The sequence below is a fragment of the Chamaesiphon polymorphus CCALA 037 genome, from assembly GCF_003003845.1.
Lineage (GTDB): Bacteria > Cyanobacteriota > Cyanobacteriia > Cyanobacteriales > Chamaesiphonaceae > Chamaesiphon > Chamaesiphon polymorphus.
Window position 1 is genome coordinate 1 of sequence record NZ_PVWO01000061.1, and the last position, 17,960, is coordinate 17,960.

20 protein-coding genes are annotated in these 17,960 nt (G+C 45.2%); 14 read left to right on the top strand and 6 right to left on the bottom strand.

Annotation, left to right across the window (positions count from 1 at the left end):
- Positions 1 to 171: 171 nt before the first annotated feature.
- The 5 genes from C7B77_RS07075 (at position 172) to C7B77_RS07095 (ending at position 5,545) form a co-directional block, all read left to right on the top strand.
- Complete coding sequence (locus tag C7B77_RS07075; protein WP_106302045.1) at positions 172 to 747, top strand: GNAT family N-acetyltransferase; 576 nt, start codon at positions 172 to 174, stop codon at positions 745 to 747.
- Between the two features lie 33 nt (positions 748 to 780).
- Positions 781 to 1,821, top strand: coding sequence for a 4-hydroxythreonine-4-phosphate dehydrogenase PdxA (gene pdxA, locus C7B77_RS07080; protein ID WP_106302048.1), 1,041 nt, complete (start codon positions 781 to 783; stop codon positions 1,819 to 1,821).
- Positions 1,822 to 2,136: 315 nt separating this feature from the next.
- Positions 2,137 to 3,129, top strand: a complete 993-nt coding sequence (gene pheS / locus C7B77_RS07085; protein ID WP_106302051.1) for a phenylalanine--tRNA ligase subunit alpha — start codon at positions 2,137 to 2,139, stop codon at positions 3,127 to 3,129.
- Positions 3,130 to 3,266: 137 nt separating this feature from the next.
- Positions 3,267 to 4,076, top strand: a complete 810-nt coding sequence (locus tag C7B77_RS07090) for a prohibitin family protein (RefSeq protein ID WP_106302054.1) — start codon at positions 3,267 to 3,269, stop codon at positions 4,074 to 4,076.
- A 95-nt stretch (positions 4,077 to 4,171) separates the two neighbouring features.
- A complete protein-coding gene (locus tag C7B77_RS07095) occupies positions 4,172 to 5,545 on the top strand; it encodes an MATE family efflux transporter (protein ID WP_106302056.1) in 1,374 nt (457 codons plus the stop codon).
- Positions 5,546 to 5,663: 118 nt separating this feature from the next.
- Here C7B77_RS07095 and C7B77_RS07100 read toward each other — a convergent pair whose 3' ends face one another.
- Together C7B77_RS07100 and C7B77_RS07105 are read right to left on the bottom strand one after the other, a co-directional pair.
- A complete protein-coding gene (locus tag C7B77_RS07100) occupies positions 5,664 to 6,326 on the bottom strand; it encodes a glycoside hydrolase family 24 protein (RefSeq protein ID WP_106302059.1) in 663 nt (220 codons plus the stop codon).
- A gap of 146 nt (positions 6,327 to 6,472) precedes the next feature.
- The gene (locus tag C7B77_RS07105) at positions 6,473 to 7,129 is read right to left on the bottom strand and encodes an SDR family oxidoreductase (RefSeq protein WP_106302094.1); all 657 of its coding nucleotides are present in this window, start codon (positions 7,127 to 7,129) and stop codon (positions 6,473 to 6,475) included.
- A 321-nt stretch (positions 7,130 to 7,450) separates the two neighbouring features.
- Between C7B77_RS07105 and C7B77_RS07110 the strand changes: the two genes are divergently transcribed.
- The 3 genes from C7B77_RS07110 to C7B77_RS07120 all read left to right on the top strand — a co-directional run bounded on the left by C7B77_RS07110 (position 7,451) and on the right by C7B77_RS07120 (position 9,741).
- Positions 7,451 to 8,098, top strand: a complete 648-nt coding sequence (locus tag C7B77_RS07110; RefSeq protein WP_106302062.1) for a DUF1997 domain-containing protein — start codon at positions 7,451 to 7,453, stop codon at positions 8,096 to 8,098.
- A 118-nt stretch (positions 8,099 to 8,216) separates the two neighbouring features.
- Positions 8,217 to 9,008: a hypothetical protein gene (locus C7B77_RS07115; RefSeq protein WP_245894100.1), complete on the top strand. Its 792-nt coding sequence runs from the start codon at positions 8,217 to 8,219 to the stop codon at positions 9,006 to 9,008.
- 112 nt (positions 9,009 to 9,120) lie between these two features.
- Complete coding sequence (locus C7B77_RS07120; protein WP_219892021.1) at positions 9,121 to 9,741, top strand: DUF1877 family protein; 621 nt, start codon at positions 9,121 to 9,123, stop codon at positions 9,739 to 9,741.
- Between the two features lie 267 nt (positions 9,742 to 10,008).
- Here the strand turns inward: C7B77_RS07120 and C7B77_RS07125 are convergent, their stop codons facing one another.
- Entirely contained in the window at positions 10,009 to 12,591 is a 2,583-nt protein-coding gene (locus C7B77_RS07125) for a M1 family metallopeptidase (RefSeq protein ID WP_106302068.1), read from the bottom strand.
- A gap of 51 nt (positions 12,592 to 12,642) precedes the next feature.
- On the opposite strand from C7B77_RS07125, the gene C7B77_RS07130 reads away from it, so the two are divergent.
- The 5 genes from C7B77_RS07130 to C7B77_RS07150 all read left to right on the top strand — a co-directional run bounded on the left by C7B77_RS07130 (position 12,643) and on the right by C7B77_RS07150 (position 14,317).
- Positions 12,643 to 12,966, top strand: coding sequence for a DUF433 domain-containing protein (locus C7B77_RS07130; protein ID WP_106302071.1), 324 nt, complete (start codon positions 12,643 to 12,645; stop codon positions 12,964 to 12,966).
- Positions 12,967 to 12,998: 32 nt separating this feature from the next.
- Complete coding sequence (locus C7B77_RS07135; RefSeq protein ID WP_106302074.1) at positions 12,999 to 13,253, top strand: type II toxin-antitoxin system HicA family toxin; 255 nt, start codon at positions 12,999 to 13,001, stop codon at positions 13,251 to 13,253.
- Complete coding sequence (locus C7B77_RS07140) at positions 13,253 to 13,471, top strand: type II toxin-antitoxin system HicB family antitoxin (RefSeq protein ID WP_106302077.1); 219 nt, start codon at positions 13,253 to 13,255, stop codon at positions 13,469 to 13,471. The genes C7B77_RS07135 and C7B77_RS07140 overlap by 1 nt, the downstream gene beginning before the upstream one ends.
- Before the next feature lie 180 nt (positions 13,472 to 13,651).
- Positions 13,652 to 13,978, top strand: a complete 327-nt coding sequence (locus tag C7B77_RS07145; RefSeq protein WP_106302080.1) for a DUF433 domain-containing protein — start codon at positions 13,652 to 13,654, stop codon at positions 13,976 to 13,978.
- 3 nt (positions 13,979 to 13,981) lie between these two features.
- The gene (locus C7B77_RS07150) at positions 13,982 to 14,317 is read left to right on the top strand and encodes a DUF5615 family PIN-like protein (protein ID WP_106302083.1); all 336 of its coding nucleotides are present in this window, start codon (positions 13,982 to 13,984) and stop codon (positions 14,315 to 14,317) included.
- A gap of 13 nt (positions 14,318 to 14,330) precedes the next feature.
- On the opposite strand, the gene C7B77_RS07155 is transcribed toward C7B77_RS07150, so the two are convergent.
- From C7B77_RS07155 to C7B77_RS07165, 3 genes are all read right to left on the bottom strand, one after another.
- Entirely contained in the window at positions 14,331 to 15,020 is a 690-nt protein-coding gene (locus tag C7B77_RS07155) for an ankyrin repeat domain-containing protein (protein WP_106302086.1), read from the bottom strand.
- Between the two features lie 59 nt (positions 15,021 to 15,079).
- The gene (locus tag C7B77_RS07160) at positions 15,080 to 15,709 is read right to left on the bottom strand and encodes a Uma2 family endonuclease (protein ID WP_106302089.1); all 630 of its coding nucleotides are present in this window, start codon (positions 15,707 to 15,709) and stop codon (positions 15,080 to 15,082) included.
- Between the two features lie 97 nt (positions 15,710 to 15,806).
- Entirely contained in the window at positions 15,807 to 16,418 is a 612-nt protein-coding gene (locus C7B77_RS07165; RefSeq protein WP_106302096.1) for a Uma2 family endonuclease, read from the bottom strand.
- A 160-nt stretch (positions 16,419 to 16,578) separates the two neighbouring features.
- Here C7B77_RS07165 and cofH point away from each other — a divergent pair, with 160 nt between their 5' ends.
- Positions 16,579 to 17,745: a 7,8-didemethyl-8-hydroxy-5-deazariboflavin synthase subunit CofH gene (gene cofH, locus C7B77_RS07170; protein WP_106302092.1), complete on the top strand. Its 1,167-nt coding sequence runs from the start codon at positions 16,579 to 16,581 to the stop codon at positions 17,743 to 17,745.
- The last annotated feature ends 215 nt before the right edge of the window (positions 17,746 to 17,960 follow it).

Genomic DNA, 17,960 nt, shown 5'->3' on the forward strand with positions numbered 1-17,960 from the left:
GGGTGGATGGGTGGATGAGTGGATGGGTGGATGAGTGGATGGGTGGATGGGTGGATGAGTGGGTGGGTAATGGGTAATGGGTAATAATAGATGATGGGTTATGGTTAGGTAGATAGTACCGATCGCTTAATCCTGTTAATCCTTAAATCCTGTTAATCCTGGTCGGTGTTGATGTTTCACTGCGAAGTTAGCGATGTACATGAGTTGCGCTTACTCGATCTGCGGGACGATCGAGAGTTATTTGCCCTGACAGATGCCCATCGGGGCGATCTGCGCCAATGGTTGCCGTGGTTGGATTCGATCGTGCGGGTTGACGATACCCACAAATTTATTGCCGCTACCCAACAGCAGTTCGCGCATGAAGAAGGATTCGTTGCGGCGATCTGTTATGGCAGCAAATCCAGTTTATTAGAACAGCGTCAGATTGTCGGTACGATCGGCTTAAACTGGATCGATCGTGCCAATCGCATCGGTTATATCGGTTATTGGCTGGCACCGTCTCATCGCGGTCGGGGCATTATGAGTGCATCTTGTCAAAGCTTAATCGATTATGCTTTTAGTAGCCTCAATCTCAATCGCTTAGTTATTGCTTGTGCTTGTGAAAACCACCGCAGTCGTGCGATTCCCGAACGGCTCGGTTTTAAGTATGAAGGTATGGCGCGGGATGCTGAATGGCTTTACGATCGATTTGTAGACCATCGCGTTTATGCCCTGCTCGCTCGCGATTGGAAAGGTCACAATGTATAGAGTAGTTCCTTTAGGCACATCTTCTGGCCAACCATGAGCAAACCTAGATTAATCGTGACATTAGGCGACCCCGCAGGCATCGGGACAGAAGTTGTCCTCAAGGCTTTGAGCGATCGATCTTTAGCTGAGAGCGAGCTGACGCTCATCGGCAATCGAGAATTATTAATCGAGCGATATGACTATTTGCGCCAGCAAGTACCCTCAACAGTCGATCTTGCCAATCCGGCTGACTTAAATATTATCGATGTCTCACTCCCGCCAGCAATTCGCGATGGCATCACCATCGGATTGGGCAATGCAGCTAGCGGTGCGGCGAGTTTTAAATATTTGGATCTGGCGATCGATCGTACCTTAGCAGGCGAATTTGACGCTGTAGTCACCGCACCCATCGCTAAATCGTCCTGGTTGGCTGCTGGACATCATTTTCCCGGACAAACTGAATTACTGGCCTCCAAGGCGAAAATAGACCGCTTTGGGATGCTATTTGTGGGCATTTCCCCCCACACTGGTTGGACTTTAAGAACTTTACTTGCGACCACACATCTGCCACTCGACAGAGTTGCTCAGACACTCACGCCTGAATTACTCAGTCTCAAGTTAGGGTTATTAGTTGAGTGTTTGCAGGTAGATTTTGGACTAGATTCAGGCACGATCGCGATCGCGGGTTTGAATCCGCACAGCGGCGAAGGGGGACAACTCGGACGCGAAGAAGTGGAGTGGATGGACGATTGGTTGGATCGAGAGCGCGAAATCTATCCTCAATACAAACTGCTCGGACTCTTACCGCCAGATACGATGTGGGTTAAGCCAGGACAAGCCTGGTTTGGCACCCATCCCCAGCCCCAAGCGGCAGATGCTTATTTAGCTCTCTATCACGATCAGGGGTTGATTCCTGTCAAATTAATGGCATTCGATCGAGCGATTAACACCACCATTGGGTTACCATACGTGCGCACCTCGCCAGACCATGGCACTGCATTCGATATTGCCAAATTGGGCATTGCTGACGATCGGAGTATGAAAGCCGCCATTCAACTTGCTGGTAAATTAGTCACTTCACGTTATCAACGCTAACTTTATTCCATTTCTTCCCATCTACCCTTCCACCGACAGCAGACTCGATCGGGAGATTTACAGCAGTTTGAGATCTAATACACCACACTAAAATCTAGGATGGTGCGTTACCCTAGCGGGATAACACACCCTACCAACTGTGGTTCATTTGAACGGAATTTGCTGTAAGTGCTGCAACATTGATGCTGTTGGGTTTCGTGCCTCAACCCCACCTACATACTCAATTACCCATTACCCATTACTCCAGATCTACCTGCTTCGGTTAGAATCGAGATTGGCAAACAGTTAATGTGAAAATCTGGCACGGCGATACTAATGAGCGATCTCGAACAACAACTAGCGACACTCCAAGCGACAGCATTAGACTCGATCTCTCAAGTGCAGACCCTAGAAGCATTAGAACAACTGCGAGTCGATTACTTAGGCAAAAAAGGCGAAATCTCTAAAATCTTGGGCGGGATGGGCAAACTGTCTGCTGAAGAACGTCCAGCAATTGGCGCGGCGGCAAACGTCGTCAAAGATGCAATTCAAGCACAACTCGATCGATCGAAAACCGATCTCCAAGCCGCTCAAATTCAGGCACAACTAGCCGCCGAAACACTCGATGTGACCATGCCTGGAGTCTATCATCCTCAAGGGCGAATTCATCCGATTAACTCTACTATCGATCGAATGGTCGATATTTTCGTCGGCATGGGTTACACCGTGGCTACGGGGCCAGAAATGGAGACAGATTATTATAACTTTGAGGCTCTCAATACGCCACCAGATCATCCCGCACGGGATATGCAGGATACATTCTACCTGCCCGATGGCAATTTGCTCCGTACTCATACCTCCTCGGTGCAAATCCACTATATGGAGGAGAACGAGCCACCGATTCGGATTATTTCTCCCGGACGTTGTTATCGTCGCGATACCGTCGATGCGACGCATTCAGCCGTTTTCCATCAAATTGAAATTCTCGCGATCGCACCAGATCTGACGTTCACCGATCTCAAAGGTACCATTAAAGAATTTTTAACCCAAGCCTTTGGGATGGAGTTGCCGATTCGGTTCCGCGCTAGTTATTTCCCCTTCACCGAACCTTCCGCCGAAGTCGATGTGCAATGGCAAGGGCAATGGCTGGAAATTATGGGTTGTGGGATGGTAGACCCGAATGTATTAACGAAGGTAGGGCACGATCCAGAGGTTTATAGCGGCTTTGCGGCTGGATTCGGAGTCGAGCGTCTGGCAATGGTACTACATCAAATCGATGACATTCGCAAGCTTTATGGTAGCGATTTGCGGTTCCTAAGTCAGTTTTAGCCTCAGTCAGAAACCCGACTTCTCTAGAAGTCGGGTTTCTAGGTTTTGTCTGGTTGCCAACACAAATCTCGTTCCAGCTCTAAACTAGAAGATGGAAGATAAAAGTAGTATAAATTACTGTTGGCAAAGCCGTTCTTATGGAAAATCGTACGAAATCTAACTGGCAACAAATATTAGCCATTGGCTTTGCCGTCATTGTATTGTTTATCGGATTGAATTCCTTTGTGGTCATCAATCCCGGTCAAGCTGGGGTAGTGAGCGTCTTGGGTAAAGCTGGCGATGGCGTACTGCTAGAAGGAGTTCACTTCAAGCCGCCATTAGTGGGCAAGGTGGATGTTTACGATATCACCGTGCAGAAATTTGAAGTACCCGCCCAGAGTTCGACTAAGGATTTGCAAGATTTGAGTGCCCGTTTCGCGATTAACTTTCGGCTCGATCCGCTACAAGTGGTGACTATCCGCCGTACTCAAGGTACCCTCGAAAATATCGTCTCGAAAATTATCGCCCCCCAAACCCAAGAATCTTTTAAAATTGCTGCCGCACGGCGGACGGTAGAAGAAGCAATTACCAAACGCGACGAACTCAAGCAAGACTTCGACCTGGCTCTGGGCAATCGTTTAGAGAAATACGGCATTATCGTCCTCGATACGAGCGTGGTCGATTTAGACTTTTCACCAGAATTTTCTAAAGCGGTAGAAGAAAAACAAATCGCCGAACAACGCGCCCAAAGAGCAGTCTACGTGGCTCAAGAAGCCGAACAGGAAGCCGAAGCCAACGTCAATCGCGCCAAGGGTCAAGCCGAAGCTCAACGGCTGTTGCGGGAGACGCTAACAGCCGAATTATTGCAGAAACAAGCGATCGATAAGTGGGATGGCAAGTTTCCCCAAGTGATGGGCGGAAATGGCGCGCTACCGTTCATCAACATCGAGCCAGACAAAATGAAATAGTGACAGCATCGTTACTCACAGATCCCCGACTTCGCCAAGAAGTCGGGGATCTGTCTTGACTAGCTGACAATTTTACCCCACACAATTTGGAGCAAATGAACGACAGCAGATCCATCTCGAATAGCTCGTTGCTTTTTAGCGAATGCAAAGCATTCCTCACACTGGCTCTCCCCATAGTTGGCGTCCAACTTTCTCAAGCCGCGATCGGGTTTGTCGATACCTTAATGATGGGGCGGATCGGGCTAGAAACCCTCGCTGCGGGTGGATTAGCAGCACTGACCTTCAGTGTTTTTCTGTATACCACGTCGGGTATCCTGATGGGCGTAAGTCCGATCGTGGCTACGGCTTATGGTGCTGGAGATCGGCAGCAAATCGAGCGTGTCGTTCAGCAAGGCTGTTTGCTGGTAATCGGTTTAGCCATTCCAATTTCGTTTGCCATTGCTAACTTCGATATCTTAATGCGTCAGTTGGGACAGGCTGAAACGACGGTGGTTTTAGGTAATACTTATCTAGATATAATGGTGTGGGGCTTCTTTCCCGCACTAGGTTTTGCATTGCTCCGCAGTGTCGTTTCTGCGATGTCTCATACGCGGATCGTCATGTCGATCGCGATCGGTGGGACGATAATTAACATCATTGGCGACTATGTTTTAGGCTTTGGTAAATTTGGTTTTCCCCAATTGGGCATTGCTGGTTTAGCAGTAGCCAGTATCTTCGCGCTTTGGGTGATGTTTCTGGCTTTACTCAGTTATATTTTGACCCATAAAGAACTCAAAACTTATCGATTCTTTCGTCACATTTATCGATTCGATCGACAAATTATAATATCATTAATTCGCGTCGGCGTACCAATCGGTATTTCCACAGCCTTAGAAATCGGCCTATTTACGATCGTTACTTATTTGATGGGTTTACTCGGCACCGAAGTCCTCGCCGCACATCAAGTCGTCCTGCAAACAGTTGCAATTACCTTCATGGTACCGCTCGCTATGTCTTACGCTGCCACCATTCGCGTCGGCCAAGAAATCGGTCAAAATAACCGCGTCGGTGCGATTCGAGCTGGCTATGTTGGTGTCGCGATCGGGTTAGGATTTATGTTATTAATGGCCGCAATTTTGCTGTTATTTCCCGATCGAATCATCGGTATTTTTCTCGACTTGCAAGATCCGCGCAATGTAAATGTCGTTCCTTTTGCTACTGGCATTATGACAATCGCCGCTATTTCGCAGATTTTAGATGGCCCTCAAAAAATTATCATGGGCGCGCTTTATGGTTTACAAGATACCCGCATTCCGGCGATCCTCAGTTTCTTGGCATTTTGGGGCATTGGCTTGACAAGTGGCTATTGGTTGGGATTTCATACATCATTAGGTGGCAGCGGCTTATGGCTCGGACAATCGATCGGGATTGCGATTTCTGCGGTGATGTTTTTCTGGCGATTCAACTATTTGGTAGGAGATAGGGGATAGGGAATAGTGGATAGAAACTGTTGTTTATATTGCCATGAGTTTGCCAACTAATGACTGCTTTAATCTCGATATTAGCCATTAGTGGAGAAAGATCGAAATAAATGTCACAACGCTATACTTAGTTTTTCTTTCCCAATTCTTCCTGCAATACCTTCTGATAAATACCTGCTAACCTGGGCGTGATTCGATTAGTTTCGATCCCATATCCCAAGCTCGTCCAGGTACTCGACAACCGCTTTCTGACCTCCTCTAGTTTGTCATCTTTCAACATCTGGGGAATATTCATATTCCAGGCACTTTCGTCACTGAGCCAAGCGTGAACTACTGCGTCTTGATACTCTGACTCGAAACTATAATTACAATAAAAAACGAATAACAGGCAATCGGGTTGAGGATGATATTTCTGCGCCATGGCAAACCAAGTCGTATTAATCATCTGATAGCGTCCCGCTGCTGTGGAACAATTATTAATATTCGGCCCGCTCACGATCCGAACGCACTTTTCAGGATGACGATCGAGCGTCTTGGCATGGCTGCCACCATATATGACCGAATATGGTTGTCGATCGTTTGCTTCACTGGCCGAGATCGTCCGCATCAAGGCGCGAATGTATGGATTGCCGCCTGTCATCACCAAGGGTGGATGGCGCACAGTATCGAAGATGGGATTCTGCTTTAGACGCCGAGATGGTTGGCGCAAAATTAATAATAAGCAAAGTGAAACTAGACAACCGATCGCGATCGCGATCGGTTTAACACGGCTGGGTTTGAGGATATCCATGTCGGATGAGCAGCTAGAGATCGAGATCGCAAGGATAATAACTACCAACTAAAGATAACCGATCGCGAGTTACTCGTGTAGCAGAGATGGCCATTGCTAGGGTTAATTAACATAACTAACAACTTCGGTTACTATCCTCTTACTAACTACACGCTGGCAAATAGCTCTTCCCAACTTTTGGCTACTGCTGTAGGCGCGCTGACGACTTCTAAAACTTTATTTCGGGCTTTAGGGTTGGCGAGTGACTCAACGCACACCTGAGCCACCTTTTGTCTAGGTATACTACCATCAAAGAGGGTATCCGCTCCCGACATAATTACGGGGTTAGGATTATCATCATTTTTGAGTCCGCCCGGACGCACGATCGTATAGTTGAGTCCGCTATTTTTGAGATACTGTTCGGCTTGTTGTTTCCACCACAAGATCAACCAAAACAGATTGAGAGGATGGAAAAACTTCGACACGCACAGCGACGAGACAAACACAAACTGCTCGATATTGTGAGCTTTGGCGGCATTTACCAAATTTTTGGTGCCTTCAAAATCGACCTGATACGGGCCAGTTGGATCGAGACTGGGTTTAGCTCCAGTGGCACAGAGAATTACGGTACTGTCACCAATCGCAGTATTAATACTATCGAGATTGAGGACATCGCCGACAACTAGTTCGGCCTCCGCTGGTAAAATAGTTCGTGCTGTGGCGAGATCTCGCACCATTGCCCGCACGGGAATCTGCCGACTGACTAACTCCCGCACGATTCTTCGTCCGGTTTCTCCGGTCGCGCCTGCTACAAATGCCTTCATTTCGTTTTGGTTAGAATAAATTTTAGGTTTAGCGGTCTTATCTCTTATGTTAAATATAGAAACAATTAAAAGGGTGTATTCCGTCAGGAAATTGCAGGCTAAACGAGTCGATCGATAACAGATTAGCTGGAGATCGACCGATCGAGTCGGCTCCAAAGCCTCACCGTACAACAATAAGAGCGGTAAATCTTAAATTAACTTTTACGTCAATTAATTTAAATTTTCCGGTTTTCACCACTGTCAGCTTGTAAATAGAACTTATAAGTCAGTGCATTTTTACCAATACCATACAGCCAGCACATCAACGGGATAAAGCAGGAGATGCCAGTAACAACACTAGAGAAAAACAGCGAAACACAGAGTTCGATCGTGATGAATCCTGAATTAGAACAGCGAGATCTGGTGTCCATCGATACGAAGCAACTCCAACCGTTTTGTTTTAGCTATCGGTTCGCAGATGCCATGCTGATGGGCGCAGATGTTCAGACGGTAGCGAAATATTTGGATGCTCATCAGGGCTGGTTTACGCGTTGCGCTCATCCGATGACAGCCAGCCAACTCGGTAAAAATGGTTATGCACTGACAATTGGTAAGTTTAGTTCGTTTGGCTATGCCGTCGAACCCAAGATCGGGCTGGAATTATTGCCGCAGGATAGCGGGGTATATCGCATCAAAACCCTTGCCATTCCCGATTATACTCCTCCAGGTTATGAAGTGAGTTTCAATGCCCAGATGCGCCTGGTAGAGACAGTAAATGGCCAACAATTGGGCACGCAGATCGAATGGGATCTCGACTTGAAGGTATCGATCCAGTTTCCCAAGTTTATTTATAAGTTACCGACAGGTGTCATCCAAGGTACTGGCGATAAACTCTTAAAACAAATAGTCAATCGTGTCTCACGGCAATTGACTCACAAGGTGCAGCAAGATTTTCATGGGAGTTTGGGTTTGCAAACACCTAAAAAGTAAATCGAGCGATCGTCATTTGCCAACATGTGTAGACAGCACTTGGCAAGTTACGGGAAAAGAAAAATAAACCGAGGGAAAATAGAGTAATCCTCAAGTGGGAAACACCAGGAGCATTGCGATGATTCCCTTGGTCGGAGTGCCCAAAACCATCGCCAAACAACTGAGCGAGTATCGAGAGGTCTTTTGTAGAGCCGAAGGATTCGAGCATATCAGTCGGTATGTCAGCGGATTGATATTAAGTGAAAACAAGACACTGCAAGGAATTTACGCCCAACAGGTGTACCCCCAAACAGAAGGTGCAACCAGAAGAGCGATGCACTCCGCTGTCTTTGAAGCGGGATGGAGTAGTGAAAAATTAATGACACAGCATCGACAAATAGTAGGGCAAAAGCACCGAGGAGTAGGGAGAGAAATAATCAGCTTAGATTGGACATTATCTCATCATGAATACGGATTAGAAATCTACGGAGTCAAGCGCAGTTATGATTATGTCAATCGATGTATGAGTAATTATCAGACAGTAGTGACCGCAACAATCGCCAATCCCGAACGAATTGATGGGATTGCTGCCGAAGTCCAATTACCAGATTTTAGTAAAGAGGAAAAAAAGTATTTGCAAATGACGGCGCAAGAAAGTTATCAGAGCCAAGAACAATTAATGCAAAGGTTAGTCGAGCTATTGCATTATCAGCACAACAGATTGACGTACCGAAAACGAACTGAAATAGCAGTGGATATTGTGCGTCAAGTCGAGTCAGAAGGCGCATTTCCACAAGCAGACTATGCTTTCGACAACGGAGTACTAACGCTAGAATTAACTCAACATCAGCAAACGATAGGACAGCAACTTTATAGTTTGACTCAGTTTCGCTTACCTACAAATGCTGCATCTGGTACAAGGTCTATTTGACCAAAACCATAGCTGTGAGCAAGTTTTGCAGGTGCTGATTCCTGCTTAATCTCCTCAATCATATTTTTCTCTGCTCGTAACTTGCCAAGTGCTGTTAGATATGGGTTTGGATATGGGATATCAAGCAATACCAAACTGCCAATTACTAGCTCGCTCTCGTCAAGAGCCAAATTTTGGCGAGCATTTACAGTTTTTCGAGTTATATCTCTCCGATTCTGAGGCAGAATTAGAAAGAGAAAGAGAAGTAGACGAAGATGAAGAAGACTATCAATTACCAATTGAGTTTGTTAAAGAGGCTTGCAAATTAATTCAACAATATCCCGATCTCGAACATCGAAACCTACACATCGGTCGAGTATGGGATAAATTTTATTATCTACTCTCTCCAGGTCGGCGCAATTGTGAAGAAGTGGCTGAATCTGATTGGGTTAAAAAAGCTATATTTGGTGGATCGCCATTAAATGAGACGAGCAAAACAGTAATTGATTCTCACATTTTCTATCTAGATCCCAGTGAAGTCAACGACATTGAGAAAAAACTCCAAATAACCTCGATAGAGATGTTTAGTGCCCATTGGAATCCATTAGCAATGAGCCAAGCTAGCGTTTACAAGATTCACGATCGAGAAAGTGATGAATACTTTCATTACTTACAGGAAGAATTTCAGAGATTTAAAGACTTTTATACCTTAGTTTCCAGTCATGATGAAGGTATTATCACTTGTTTGAGTTAAATAAGATTTGTAGGTTGGGTAGAGCAAAGCGAAACCTAACTAACACACCAGCATCATAGAAATATTATGTTTCAGGCTTCAGCCCAACCTACCATAAAAAGATTTGACTCGATCGAGCATTTGTCGATCGAGTGTCATCAAACAGAGATCGAGTAAATAGTAAAAAGCTTTGCTGAATTCAGGAATGATTTATTTTAAGGTCAAACCCCGAAATTTAGGATACGAGTGACAATTCATGAATTGCCCCTACCCTAAATTTCGAGTTGCCTATTTACTCTTGGCTTCCAGATTTTCCAAACGACCTTTTAATTCTTGATTGGTTTTCTTGACTTCTTCTAGCTCCTCACGTAATTGTTTTACTGCTCCATCCGTACCGATTTTCTTCTGTACCTTTTGCACGCCTTCATCAGCCATCCGTTTGACGCGTCCGTCAGGACTGTGAGCGGCTAAACTTTGTAATACGCCGATCGCTTTGACGGTTTCTATCTGGCTCAAACCACCAACGACGGCGACTTGAGTCAGGAAGAATGACTCGCGCGCGAGTTCGGAGAATTTCTCGACAATAGTATTCAGATTTAGCTCGGATTGGCCGTTAGAAATCGCTCCCAGAGCACGAATTGAGGTCAAACGGAGTGGTTGAGGTACGCCCGGTTTGACATACTCTAGGACGGTTTTGAGGGCGGTTTCAGAATCGGTCATTTTGCTCAAACCACCGATCGCACCAGCACGGACGACTTCATTCCAGCCAGAGCGGGTATTGAGGACTGCGGTGAGCAGGTTAATAGCCTCTTCCTGCTTGTCTTTGAGGCTGGCGGTCGTCATTCCACCCAGCGCGCGACAGGCGGCGGCTTCGACGTAGTAGCTAGCATCGCCTGTTTCGACGAGTTGTTTAATTGCGGCGTAGGTTTCGGGTGTTTTAATGTTACCCAATTCATCGACGATCGCGCGACGGACGAAGGCATCTTCATCGCCGATTTTGGCAACTAGATTGGTGACGGCGAGATCGAGTTTAATCGTTGCTAGTTGTTGTGCTGCTTCGAGTCGAACCGCCCAGAATTTTTCATCAGCCAGACATTCAGTTAAAGCATTGACGGCTTCGAGACTACCTTTTTTGGCGATCGCAACTGTAGCGTAAATCCGCGAAATCGGGTCGGGGTCGGACTTGAGCTGCGCTTTGAGTTCGGGTAAGGGGTATTCGAGGCTGACGGTTTTTAAATAGTTATTACCGACATCAAAGCTGATGAAATCGGGTTTAGTTTCGAGCGGGAAATAGAGAACTTGTTCTTTTTCGTAGACGCGAATTTTGGTGACTTTCACATCAGCGATACCATCTTTGACGCAACCAAAGCCGATCGGGATTTTGAGATCGAATAGATCGTTTGCGAGCGTATGTACGCCCTCTTTCGCTTGAGTTTGAGTCACTGTCAGCTTCGCCAACTTACTATCGCCATCCCAACTATAGGCAACCTTATAATCTGGATGTCCGCCGCGATAGACATATTGGTCGAACAGGAAGGCTAAATTACGTCCGGTAGCTTTATCAATCGCGCGTAAAAGATCGATCGTTTCGACAGTTTTATGAGCGTTATCGCGAACGAATGTATGAATAAATCGATCGAATAATTCATCGCCCAATTCTGCCCGAATCATGTGATAGACACAGGCACCTTTTTCATATAAATGACGATCGTACAACTCGATCGCTTCCCGATAGATATTAGTGACGATCGGACGCCGATAGCGACTGCTATCTTCACTTAAATAATTACGCGCTTCACCAAGTAAATAATAGGCAGCTTCGTCTTTATCATACTCATGCTCCGTCCACAATACCTCACAGTAGGAAGCCATCCCTTCCTTAATCCAAGCGTGCGACCAGTGCTTAATTACTACCAGATCGCCGAACCATTGGTGCGCCAGTTCGTGAGCGACTAAACTTTCGGTATTAAAGTTATCTAAAGATGCCCGTTCGTCTAACAAGCAACGATCCATTAATAACGTCGTCGAAGTATTTTCCATCCCACCAAAGATGAAATCAGCGACACAAACTTGGGCGTATTTAGGATATGGATAAGGATAACCAAATTTCTCACTAAAGAACTCGATCATCCGAGGAGTTTTCCCCATACTCAGATTTGCCGATTCTTCCAGTCCTTGCTCGACATAATAAGTAACGGGCTTGCCATTCCAACTATCGGCAATCTCGCTAAACCTGCCCACCGCCAACGTCATCAAATATGTCGGGTGAATCTCCTTCTGCATCCACTGATAAACGCGATCTTCACCAAACATCGTCTGCTCGACTAATTCACCATTAGAAATCGCCATAAAATCTTTCGGTACCTGCACCCGAATTGCTGAAGTGGCGAGTTGTCCCGGATAATCAAAACAGGGAAACCAAAACCGCGAATCTTCATCTTCACCCTGCGTCCATACTTGCGTAGGTTTGTCAGGATAATGTTCGTCGGGATGGATAAAATACATCCCGCGCTGCGGTTTATTTACACCATAATAAATGACTAAATCTAGAATCTTGCCAGCAGTAACATCAACCTTCACGGGAATGTGCAATAATTCCCCATCATAATTAAACGCGCATTCGGTACCATCGATTTGGACGCGATCGATATTTAGATTCACCGCATCGAGTGTCAGCGAATCGATATTGCTACGTACTGGATTGAGCCGAATCGCACAGGTACCGTGAAAACTAGAATTGGGAATATCCAGCACCAAATCTAGACTGATATGCTCGACCTGTCCGGGTCGATCGGGATTATAATGAGGGCGCGAACCAGGTAGTTGAAAGGATTTGTGTCCGTTATTCTCATCAAGATGGCTGTAAGGCATAATAGAATCAATAATCCTCTAGTTTGGATATCTAAGGCTATATCTTAAATTATGACGCTCAAAGACTTAGAATCCCAATTACTAGCATTGACTCCCGCCGAAAAAGAGCGCGTCATCCAATTATTGACACACAGCTTGGTGAGTCCCCAGCCAGAAGTTGCCAAACCCCCAGAAATTAACGAAGGTGAAGCTTACATCGCTAATACCCAGATTGCCATCTGGGAGCTTGTTAACGCCCAGGATCTAGGCTGTAGCGATCGAGATCTCCTGTTGATGTATCCCCAGCTTACCCAGAGCGATCTAGACACCGCCTGGGAATATGCAGACGCTCATCCTGAAGAGATTATGCTAGCTCTACAAGCGATCGATGAATAATTCCTAGTTTTTAAAAACGGATTACAGTAGCAATGGGCAAAAGAGAAAAACTAATAGAGCGGCTGACAAATAGTCCTCAGAATGCTACTTTTGCCGACATTCGCAATTTACTAGAATATGAAGGATTTTACCTCGATAGAGTTACAGGCAGTCACCAAGTTTTTAAATATGCGGAAACAACCTTTGTAATTCCCGTGCATAACAATCGAGTCAAAGCAATTTACGTTCGCAAAGTTTTGGAATTAATCGCATCAGCAGATATAGAATTAGACGAGGAAGAAGAATAATGCAATATCCAATTGTAATTTACCCCTGCGAAGAAGGTGGTTATGTTGCCGAAATTCCAGCATTGAAAGGCTGCTTGGCACAAGGCGAAACGATAGAGGAAGTATTAGGCGAGTTGAAAATTGTTACCGATCTATGGTTGGAAACAGCCGAAAAATACGGGCAGAAGTTACCCGATGTAGCAGGCTCGATCGAGAAGATGAAAGCCTTAAGTACTTAGCGATCGAGATATCCTTTTAATATGTCCCCAGCTTACCCAGAGCGATTTAGACACCGCCTGGGAATATGCAGACGCTCATCCTGAAGAGATTATGCTAGCTCTACAAGTGATCGATGAACGATCTCTGATTTTGAAAAACGGAGCGCGAGTAATATTCACACTGAATAGCTATTTTAGACGATGAACCTCAAAGACATAGAATCCCAGTTGCTATCGTTGACTGTCCCCGAAAAAGAACGAGCAATCCAATTATTAACTCAGAGCTTAGGAACTATCTGGACTGGCATCGAAAAGACACCAGGGATTTGTGGTGGCAATGCTCGAATTGTCAATACTAGAATTACCATCTGGGGGCTAGTTAATGCCAAACAGATTGGCTACAGCGATGGTGACTTACTCCAGAGTTATCCTCAACTTACAGCAATCGATTTAGTTAATGCTTGGAATTATGCAAAAGCTCATCCTGATGAGATTTCTTTAGCCATTCAGGAAAATGAGACTGCTTAATTTATGGCACGTTTATATGCTGACGAACAATTTCCTTTTCCAGTAGTAGAATTTTTACGTTTATTGGGACATGATGTTTTAACAGTGCAAGCAGCAGGAAAAGCTGGTCAAAAAATTCCCGATCCAGAGGTGTTGGCTTTTGCAACTGAAGAAAATCGAGCTGTGATTACTTTAAACAAGAGTGATTTTATTAAACTCCATAAAACTTGTTCTCACCATGCAGGAATTATTGTATGCTCTGACGATCGTAATTGGGAAGCTTTAGCAAATAGAATCGATCGAGCTATCAATCTAAAAGAGGTATTAGTAGATACTCTGATTAGAGTCAATCGTCAATAATTGCACCATATTTCTAACAATTATCTGTGTTTTTAATTGACACGTACTCTTGTGCTACCTCAATCTCCTCCTCATCAGTGACGAATGGTAATAGATAATCGAAAATATCTTGATGACCTTCAAAAGCAGCAGATAAAAGGGGACTACAATAGCCCTTCATATCAACCCCTTTATTTGGATCTGCGCCTGCTTCTATCAAGAATTTTACAACATTCAAATCTCCAGCACTAGTAGCCGCAATCAAAGGTGTGCCCCAATCAGTTATGGCGTTTGGGCTGGCTCCAGCATCCATAAGCATTTGAAGGATTGTTATATTTCTACTCCACACACCGCTATCCAAAGCATTTGATATATTACGAATGTTGTCTTGCTCTGTTTCCAGAACTTGTCTGACAATCTCTTGTCTTCCAAGTCTTGCTGCCGTCTCTAATGCTTCTGTAACATACCAAGGCTTCCAATTACGCTTGTCATAGCCATTATCACCAAAATGGGCTTGAAGCAATATCGCTACGATGTCCGATCGATCTATCTCAACAGCTTTATTCAAAGAGTTCCTAAAAATGTAGTCATCTTCATCATCATCAGCCCAATCCCAACTAAAAACTTTATGAGCCAAGCTCGATCTGACATCATCAATTTTGCCTTTAATAACAGCTTGGTAAATTGGTGATTCTTCTAAGCATGTTGAGATTGGATAATCCATAATATTAAGTACCTATGTCGATTGTTGCTCATCAATCAAATTATCAATTTAGCTCTTGATTATTCAATCGTTTTCAACCATTGACGAAACTGCTTCACTAGATTGTTTTCCCCCATCGATACTGACAAACTTAGAAATCGTAAAATGTCTTCCGTTTTTAATCGTGGTAAAGCAAGGCTGCTGTCTCGAATGACATACTCACTATCTACTAACTCATAGATAGTCAAAATCTGTCCATCATATCGCCAAATCTCTGGAACTTTGAGAGCGGCATAAATTGAGAATCGATCCAGAGAACTACTGGTAATGTCGATTTCTACGGCTAAATCTGGTGGCGGTAGCTTTGTCAGATCGATTTGCTCGATACCCCTAACCATTGCCTCATTTTGGATGTAATAACACTGGTCTGGTTCTAGTCCTTTGGCGAGATCTTCTCGACTACAAGTGAGCGAACCCAAACTGCGAATTTCTAAATCGAGTTCTTCTGTGGCTGTCTCGATTAGGCGACCGAGAATTTTTTTATAGGTTTCATGTGGCGCAAGGGGCATACGGATTTCGAGGGTACCACGATCGTAAGTCAGCCGCATCGCAGGTTCTCTTTCAAAATCAATGATGAGAGACTGATATGATTGCCAACTGATATTCTTTAAAACTACCCGATCGGGGCTTTGAATGAGTGTTGCTGTCATAACTGCTCCCAAGAAAAAGGGTCGCTATAGATATTATATGGTGAACTGTAGATCGATCGAACCCTCGCAGATCGATCGCTTTAATTCGCCAGCTAAACTACCAAATTCTACTCATACTTAGTACCAAACCTGGCATGACATCACCACAGTTAACTGATTCGGGTGATTCTATAATTTCTGGTTCTTGTCCAGATCTATAAATTTCCACTTTGCTATTTTGAGGATCGATGAGCAATCCTAATAGTACTCCCAACTGTTGATATTCTCTCATCTTGGTTTGTATCTCAGTTAAGCTATCGGTGGCAGAACGTAGCTCGATGACAAAATCGGGGACTACTGTAATAAACCCTTTAATGTCTACTCCTTCTAAACGCGATTTCTCAATCCAAGAAACATCGGGAGATCGTTTACCACCATCAAGCGCGGTAAAGTCATAGCCTGTTGAGGAATCAAATACTCGACCTAGATCGGTTTGTCGATTCCAAATGTTAACGTCAGTGACTAAATCTGCATTTCTCTGACCACTTTCGCCGCCTGTTGGAGCCATAACAATCAGTTTTCGATCGGAAGTTAATTCAAGTCTTAAGTCAGGATTATCGATGCACAAACGATCGAATTGCTCCGGTGTAACAGTCAGTGTTGTATTGCTGACATCGAGTAGCAATGGCTGAGTATTTACAGGTGAGTTAAGTACGGTAGCGATTGTCATAAAACCTCCGAACATTTGCGGGAGCTAGGTTATGCCTGTTTTATTATATCATTGGCCAGATTCTGGATTAGAAGTCTGAAATTCCCGATCGATCTCGATCGGTAGGGTACGCCAACGAGTCTAAATTGACTAAAATAGATGCGTAGATACAAGGCTCGATATGTCTGAGATTATCACTTCACCAACTGCTTCAGACATTAACACGATCGACCGGATTCTCGATCTAGCCTTGCAAGGCGACGATATCTCTACCGCAGATGCACTAATGCTGCTGACTCAAACCGCTCCAGATATTATCGATCGAATTAGGCTTACAGCCGATAGGTTACGCCAAAAGCAAGTCGGCGATACTGTTACCTACGTCATCAACCGCAATATCAATTTTACCAATATCTGCGAGCAGCACTGTAGTTTTTGTGCCTTTCGCCGCGATGAAGGGACAGACGGAGCTTTCTGGCTGAGTACCGAGCAGATTTTAGCTAAAGCCGCCGCCGCAGTGGAACTATCGGCAACAGAAATTTGTATGCAGGGTGGATTGCACCCAGGGGCGAAAATTGGGGGTCGATCGCTGACTTATTATGTAGAGTTAGTCACTGCCATCAAAACCACCTTTCCCCAGCTTCATCTCCATGCTTTTTCGCCGCAGGAAGTCGAATTTATCGCGCGTCAAGATGGATTGAGTTATGCCGATGTCATCATTGCCCTCCAGCAAGCTGGAGTCGGTTCGATGCCAGGGACGGCGGCGGAAGTATTGGATGATGCGGTACGGCGGGTAATTTGTCCTGAAAAGATCGATAGTGCGACGTGGATTGAAATTATCACTACCGCGCATCGATTGGGAATGCCGACAACGAGTACCATGTTAGCCGGACATATCGAGACACCCAGCCAGCAAATCGCTCATTTAGAGCAATTAAAACAGATCCAAAAACATGCGATCGAATCGCAATATCCCGCTCGCATTAGCGAATTTATCATTCTCCCCTTCGTAGGCGAATCCGCACCCGCACCTCTTCGCAGTCGTGTCGGACGCGATCAACCGATTTTAGCTGACAATCTGTTGCTAACTGCCGTCGCCCGAATTTTCTTAGGCAACCACATCCCCAATCATCAACCCAGTTGGGTCAAATTGGGTCTAGAAGGCGCGAAAACTGCTCTGATGTGGGGATGCAACGATTTGGGGGGAACGTTGATGGAGGAGCATATTACCACGATGGCAGGAGCTAAGGGTGGGACATCTTTGTCGGTTGCGGATCTGCAAGGTGCAATTCGAGAGATCGATCGTGATTATCGGCAACGCAGTACTTTATATGAAATCGTTAAGTAATGGTGTTGCTGGATTTAAAAAGCGGGGAGCGGGGAGCGGGGAGCGGGGGAAGAGAGTCTACACGTTGGGTTCGATCGATAGCAAATTGAGTTAAATAATGTCAATTTCTCCTAGCAAACAGGCTATGCCAACGGGATAAGAATTTCCGACTGATGATTTCTGGCTTCGTTTCGGAACTGCTCCTCAGATCGACCCACAATGTGGAGCTAATGCGA